This is a genomic window from Aquabacterium sp. UBA2148 (genome assembly GCF_002328915.1).
Classification (GTDB): Bacteria; Pseudomonadota; Gammaproteobacteria; order Burkholderiales; family Burkholderiaceae_C; genus Aquabacterium; species Aquabacterium parvum.
On record NZ_DCXA01000197.1, the window covers coordinates 11245 to 17594 of the forward strand.

General features: G+C 66.3%; 8 protein-coding genes. 7 read left to right on the forward strand and 1 reads right to left on the reverse strand.

What is annotated here, in order from left to right; all coding sequences use genetic code 11:
• The 3 genes from dapE to B2W70_RS11030 all read left to right on the forward strand — a co-directional run.
• A partial coding sequence (gene dapE, locus B2W70_RS11020) for a succinyl-diaminopimelate desuccinylase (RefSeq protein WP_286745686.1) occupies positions 1 to 653 on the forward strand: 653 nt, incomplete at its 5' end.
• Positions 650 to 1552, forward strand: a complete 903-nt coding sequence (gene prmB, locus B2W70_RS11025) for a 50S ribosomal protein L3 N(5)-glutamine methyltransferase (RefSeq protein ID WP_286745688.1) — start codon at positions 650 to 652, stop codon at positions 1550 to 1552. The genes dapE and prmB, both read left to right, overlap by 4 nt.
• 7 nt (positions 1553 to 1559) lie before the next feature.
• A complete protein-coding gene (locus B2W70_RS11030) occupies positions 1560 to 3566 on the forward strand; it encodes an ABC-F family ATP-binding cassette domain-containing protein (RefSeq protein ID WP_286745690.1) in 2007 nt (668 codons plus the stop codon).
• A 13-nt stretch (positions 3567 to 3579) separates the two neighbouring features.
• Here B2W70_RS11030 and B2W70_RS11035 read toward each other — a convergent pair whose 3' ends face one another.
• Entirely contained in the window at positions 3580 to 3996 is a 417-nt protein-coding gene (locus B2W70_RS11035) for a TraR/DksA family transcriptional regulator (protein ID WP_286745692.1), read from the reverse strand.
• A 121-nt stretch (positions 3997 to 4117) separates the two neighbouring features.
• On the opposite strand from B2W70_RS11035, the gene B2W70_RS11040 reads away from it, so the two are divergent.
• The 4 genes from B2W70_RS11040 to B2W70_RS11055 all read left to right on the forward strand — a co-directional run.
• Positions 4118 to 4597: a MarR family winged helix-turn-helix transcriptional regulator gene (locus B2W70_RS11040; RefSeq protein WP_286745694.1), complete on the forward strand. Its 480-nt coding sequence runs from the start codon at positions 4118 to 4120 to the stop codon at positions 4595 to 4597.
• Positions 4598 to 4687: 90 nt separating this feature from the next.
• Positions 4688 to 5113, forward strand: coding sequence for an organic hydroperoxide resistance protein (locus B2W70_RS11045; protein ID WP_058085953.1), 426 nt, complete (start codon positions 4688 to 4690; stop codon positions 5111 to 5113).
• A gap of 313 nt (positions 5114 to 5426) precedes the next feature.
• Complete coding sequence (locus B2W70_RS11050) at positions 5427 to 5975, forward strand: C40 family peptidase (RefSeq protein ID WP_349677450.1); 549 nt, start codon at positions 5427 to 5429, stop codon at positions 5973 to 5975.
• A 56-nt stretch (positions 5976 to 6031) separates the two neighbouring features.
• On the forward strand, positions 6032 to 6350 hold a 319-nt coding region (locus tag B2W70_RS11055; protein WP_414631048.1), incomplete at its 3' end, for a radical SAM protein.

Sequence of the window (6350 nt, forward strand, 5' to 3'; positions counted from 1 at the left end):
CGGTCGGCGAGCCCACCTCGGTCAAGCAGGTGGGCGACATGATCAAGAACGGCCGCCGCGGCTCGCTCTCTGGCAAGCTGCGCGTCAAGGGCGTGCAGGGCCACATCGCCTACCCGCACCTGGCCAAAAACCCGATCCACCAGCTCGCCCCCGCCCTGGCCGAGCTGGTCACCATCGCCTGGGACCAGGGCAACGACCACTTTCCGCCCACGACCTGGCAGTGCTCCAACGTCCATGCAGGCACGGGCGCCAACAACGTCATCCCCGGCGAGGTGGTCGTTGATTTCAACTTCCGCTTCTCGACCGAGTCCACGCCCGAATCGCTGCAGCAGCGCCTTGAAGACGTGCTGCGCCAGCATGGCCTGGACTTCCACATCGACTGGACGCTGGGCGGGCGCCCCTTCCTGACCCGCAAAGGACCACTCGTTGACGCCATTTCGGCCGCCATCAAGCAGGTCACAGGCGTCACCACCGAGCTGTCCACCACCGGCGGCACGTCCGATGGTCGTTTCATCGCCCAGATCTGCCCGCAAGTCGTCGAGTTCGGGCCTGTCAACGCCAGCATCCACAAAATCGACGAACACGTGCGCGTCGCCGACATCGAGCCTTTGAAGGACATCTACCTCGGCACCCTGGAAAGGCTGCTGGCGTGACCCTCGTCGAATTGATCGAACAAGCCGCCGCTCGCCTGGACGCCGCGCAAGTCGGCTACGGCCACGGCACCACCAATGCCTTCGACGAGGCCGCCTGGCTGGTGATGTGGCGCCTGGGGCTGCCCTTCGACGCGCTCGATGAGAACGAGCAGCGCGCCGTGAGCAACGAAGAACGCCAGCAGGCCGACGCCCTGATCGAAAAGCGCATCGCCACCCGCAAGCCCGCCGCTTACCTCACCAAGCAGGCCTGGCTGCAAGGCGTGCCCTTCTACGTCGATGAACGCGCCATCGTGCCGCGCTCCTTCATCGCCGAGGTGCTCGCCGACGGCATCATCGACGCCTGGCTGAGCGACCACACCCAGCGCGTGCTCGATTTGTGCACCGGCAACGGCAGCCTGGCCGTGCTCGCCGCCATGGCCTACCCCGACGTCAGCGTCGATGGCGCAGACATCAGCCCCGACGCATTGGCCGTGGCCCGCATCAACGTCGATCAGCACGGCTTGCAAGACCGCGTCACCCTGCTGCAAAGCGATGCCCTGAGTCAGGTCAACGGCCCCTACGACCTGATCCTCTGCAACCCGCCCTACGTCAACGCCGACTCGATGGCCAAACTGCCTGCCGAGTACCGCGCCGAACCCGAGCTGGCCCTGGCCTCCGGCACCGACGGCATGGACTTCACTCGCGCCCTGTTCGCTGCCCTGCGCGCCGAGCCCGACCAATTCATGAGCGAAGACGCCGTGCTGGTGCTGGAAATCGGCAACGAGCGGGCGAACTTCGAGCGCGCCTTTCCCGACCTTGCAGTGACCTGGCTGCCCACTTCTGCGGGCGACGACCAACTGCTGCTCGTCACGCGCGACGCGCTGCTGCTGGGCGACACCCCCGGCACGCACCTGGCCTGAGCCTCCCATGATCAACCTCAAGAACGTTTCCCTGTTGCGGGGCACGAAGCCCGTGCTCGCCGGCGCCAGCGCCACCCTGCACCCCGGTGAGAAGGTCGGCCTGATCGGCCGCAACGGCGCCGGCAAGTCTTCGCTGTTTTCGCTTTTGGCCGGCCGCCTGCAAGCCGACGCAGGCGACGTCGAGATCCCGCCCAGCTGGCTGCAACCCGGCGGCATGGCCGAGGTCGCGCAGAACATGCCTGAAACCGACGAGCCCGCCACCGAGTTCGTGCTGCAAGGTGACACGCGCCTGATGGCAGCCCGCCAGGCGCTCGCCAACGCCGAGGCCGCAGACGACGGCAACGCCATCGCAGAGGCCTACATGTCCCTGGCCGATGCCGGCGACTTCGACGCCCACGCCCGCGCTCAGGCTTTGCTGCTCGGCCTGGGCTTTCAGCTTGAGCAAACCACGGCGCCCGTCAACAGCTTCTCGGGTGGCTGGCGCATGCGCCTGCAGCTCGCCCGCGCCCTGATGTGCCCGGCTCAACTGCTCCTGCTCGACGAGCCCACCAACCACCTGGACCTCGATGCCCTGGTCTGGCTGGAAAGCTGGCTGCAACGCTACGAGGGCACGCTGATCATCATCAGCCACGACCGCGAGTTCCTCGACGCCATCACCCGTGTCACCCTGCACCTCGACGAAGGCAAGCTGACGCGTTACACCGGTGGCTACACGGCTTTTGAGGCCATGCGCGCCGAACGCCTGAGCCAGCACCAGGCCGCTTACGGCAAGCAGCAAGAGCGCATCGCCCACCTGCAAAAATTCATCGACCGCTTCAAGGCCAAGGCCAGCAAGGCCCGCCAGGCCCAAAGCCGCGTCAAGGCCCTGGAGCGCATGGAAAAGCTCGCACCCGTGCTCACGGCCAGCGACTTCGAATTCAGCTTCCCCGAGCCCGCCAGCCTGCCCAACCCCATGCTGGTCATGCAAGACCTGCAATGCGGCTACCTGCCCGCCAGCGAAGATGCCGAGCCGATCACCATCGTGCGCGGCGTCAACCGCTCGGTGCTGCCGGGCCAGCGCATCGGCATCCTGGGCGCCAACGGCCAGGGCAAATCCACCCTGGTCAAGACCCTGGCCCACATGCTGCCCGCCATCGCTGGCGACGTCACCGAAGGCAAGGGCCTGAGCATCGGCTACTTCGCTCAGCAAGAGCTCGACGTGCTGCGCACCGACGAAGGCCCGCTGGCGCACATGATCCGCCTGGCCAGGGAAGTGGGCCCGCAGGCACGCGAGCAGGAACTGCGCGATTTCCTGGGGCGCTTTCGCTTCACTGGCGACATGGTCTCGCAACCCGTCGGCCAGTTCAGCGGCGGCGAAAAGGCCCGCCTGGTGCTGGCGCTGGTAGTGTGGCAACGCCCCAACCTGCTGCTGCTCGACGAGCCCACCAACCACCTCGACCTCACCACCCGCGAGGCGCTGAGCATCGCGCTCAACGAGTTCGAAGGCACCGTCATGCTGGTCAGCCACGACCGAGCCTTGCTGCGCGAGGTCTGCGACGAATTCTGGCTGGTCACGCGAGGCGGCGTCAGCACCTTTGACGGCGACCTCGACGATTACCAGAAATGGTTGCAGGATCAGTCCCGCGCGGTGGCGGCTGCGGCCCGCGCCGCACGAGATCAGCGGGGGACGAACGAAGCCCCCGTCCCCTCACCCGCGCCATCGCCCACCCAAGCGACTGCAACAGATGCATCGGCCGGCAACCGCAAGGAAGACCGCAAGGCGAACGCCCAAGCCCGCCAACGCGCCACCGAGCAAGCCAAGCCCCTCAAGGCAGAACTCAAGCGCATCGACACCCGGCTGGCGGCCGCACAGGCCGAGTCGGAGCTGATCACGTCCCAACTGGGTCAAGGCGCCCTGAACGGAACCGAGCGAGCCGAATTGGGCAAACGCCTCAAGGCCCTGGGCGACGAAATCGAGGCGCTCGAGTCCCGGTGGCTGGAACTCACCGAAGAGATCGAGCAACTCGGGAGCTGAACACCGACCTGGCTCAACGCACCGCCTGGTGCGCCGCTCGGTGCTCAGCCATGGCCTGACAGCCCACGCACAGGGCTGCTTCGGGCAACACGCTCAAGCGCAAAGCCCCGATGGGCTCGCCGCATTCAAGGCACAAGCCGTAGCTGCCCTCGGCCCTCCGCGCCAACGCCCCCTGGATGGCCCTCAGCTCTTCCTGCTCATGGTGCAGCATCGCGATCACCTCGTCGTCGGCCTCCGCCGCGCAAGCGGCTTCGGTGCCAGCAACGAACGTGTTGGCCGTCACAGCCTGCTCGCTGGCCAGGCGCTCGCGCAGGGCCACGTCCTGGGCAGACAACTCAAGGGCTCGTTCTTCCAGCCTGGCTTTGAGGCCATCAAGTTGGATGACTCCCGGATCAACCGGGACTGACCCGGGACGGAGGATGGCCGACATCGATGCTCCTGCTCGCGCTCAATGCGCATTTGTTCACGGGTCAAGCTTAGGAGCCAGCCAGAATCAGGGCCTTGCTCCGCATCAAGCACCCGCTGCGGCGCCATGGGCCTAACATCACGTCATGTCCGAACCCAACCACGCGCCCTCGCCACCAGGCCCGGACCAGTTGCTCAGGCTCGACCAGCAACTGTGCTTCGCCCTGTACGCCAGTTCGCTGGCCATGACCAAGCTGTACAAGCCGCTGCTGGCGCCATTGGGGCTGACCTATCCCCAGTACCTGGTGATGCTCGTGCTCTGGGAGCGCGACGACCGCGCCGTGCATGAACTCGGGGAGCTGTTGCAACTGGACTCCGGCACCCTGACCCCGCTGCTCAAGCGCCTCGAGGGCTCAGGCTTGGTCTCCCGTCAGCGCGACCACACGGATGAGCGACGCGTGCGCATCCGCCTGACCGACGCTGGCAGCCAGCTCAAACTCGTGGCCAGCAGCATCCCTGCCTCGGTGATGTGCCAGGTTGGGGGCGAGCTGGATGCCGTGGTCGAGCTTCGCCAGCGCCTGCACGACCTGCGTCAGCGCCTGCAAGGACAACCTCGATCCAACTGAGGTCTTTGGCGGTCGACTCCGCCTTTTCATCTGCCCAGGCGCAAAATCAGCAAATCGATTGCACGCAATCTTTCTCAAGAGGACCCCGACATGGCATCTCCCACCCAAATCGTCTACACCGCCCATGCCACCGCCACCGGTGGCCGCGACGGTCGCGCAACCAGCGACGACGGCAAGCTGGACGTGGCCCTGGCCCGCCCCAAAGAGATGGGCGGCAACGGCGCCGGCACCAATCCGGAACAACTTTTCGCCGCGGGCTACAGCGCCTGTTTCCTGGGCGCCATGGGTTTTGTTGCAGCCCAGAACAAGCAATTCCTGCCAGCCGGCACCCAGATTTCCTCAGACGTCGGCATCGGCCCCATCCCGCAGGGGTTCGGCATCACCGTGACACTTCGCATCACGCTGCCCGGCATGCAACGCGAGGCAGCCCAGGCACTTGTCGATGCCGCCCACCAGGTCTGCCCCTACTCCAACGCCACGCGGGGCAACATCACCGTCAACCTCGAATTGGTCTGACGGAGCTTCCAAGGGCGCGGGGCCGCAACCGACGGCCTCCGCAATAGCCCGAAGAAAGGGTGTTAACCTCACGTTATCCATTAGATACCGAGGTTGACGGGGCGGTCTGTGCCGCCTACCCTTGCGACCCATGCGTTTGACGACCCGACACGCCAGCCGGCGGCCCCAAGCCACCGACTTCCCTGCCGGGCAAGGATCGCAACCCAGCCGCCGGCTGAAAGCCCCCCGGGCTGTTCTCGCCGGCGCCTTGCTGCTGAGTTGCCATCTCCTGCCACACACCGCGCTGGCGCAGCAAGCCAGCGTGCCGCCTGCCGTGAGCGCTTCCGCCGCCACGTCCAGCGAAGACCCGGTGGCAAGGTTCCTCTCCGACAAAGGCCTGATCCCCTCCACACGTCCGGTTGCCGAACTGGCACAGCAGGTTCGCGACACCGCGACCGACCTCGCCTCCGAACTGGTGCTGTCGGCGATGAATTTCCTGGGCGTGCCCTACCGCCGAGGTGGCAGCTCCGAAGAAACAGGTTTCGACTGCAGCGGTTTCACCCGCCATGTGTTCGAGAACAGCGTCGGCCTCATCCTGCCGCGTCGCGCTTCGGAACAAGCCCGTTCGCCCCAGCTGATCCCGGTCCAGCAACAGGCCGAACTCAAGCCCGGTGACCTGGTGTTCTTCAACACCTTGCGCCAAACCTTCTCCCACGTCGGCATCTACATCGGCGACAACAAGTTCATCCACTCGCCCCGCGCCGGTGGTCACGTTCGCGTCGAAGACATGCGCCAGGCCTACTGGCAGCAACGCTACAACGGCGCCCGCCGAGCCCCATCGGTTTCGGCCCAGGCAACCCCTGCGGCGGGCACCAACAACTGATCCCACCGGAGCCCCCAGGCGCGACGTGGTGCCAACATTGGCGGCACAATGACGCCATGACGCCAGATGCCGCCCCTCGGGCAGCCATCATCCCCATCGCAGCAGAACAGCTCAGCCAGCTTCGCGCCATGCCGCCTGCGCTGGATGAACTGCCCGCCGCCCTTCTAGACCAGCGGCAGCGCGCATTGCAGGACCTGCGCATCTCGGTCACCGACCGGTGCAACTTCCGCTGCCCGTATTGCATGCCGCGCGCCACCTTCGGCACGCAGCACCGCTTCCTGCCCCACGAAGACCTGCTGGGCTTCGAAGAGATCACTCGCACGGCCAGCGCCGCCCTGGCACTGGGGGTTCGCAAACTGCGACTGACGGGGGGCG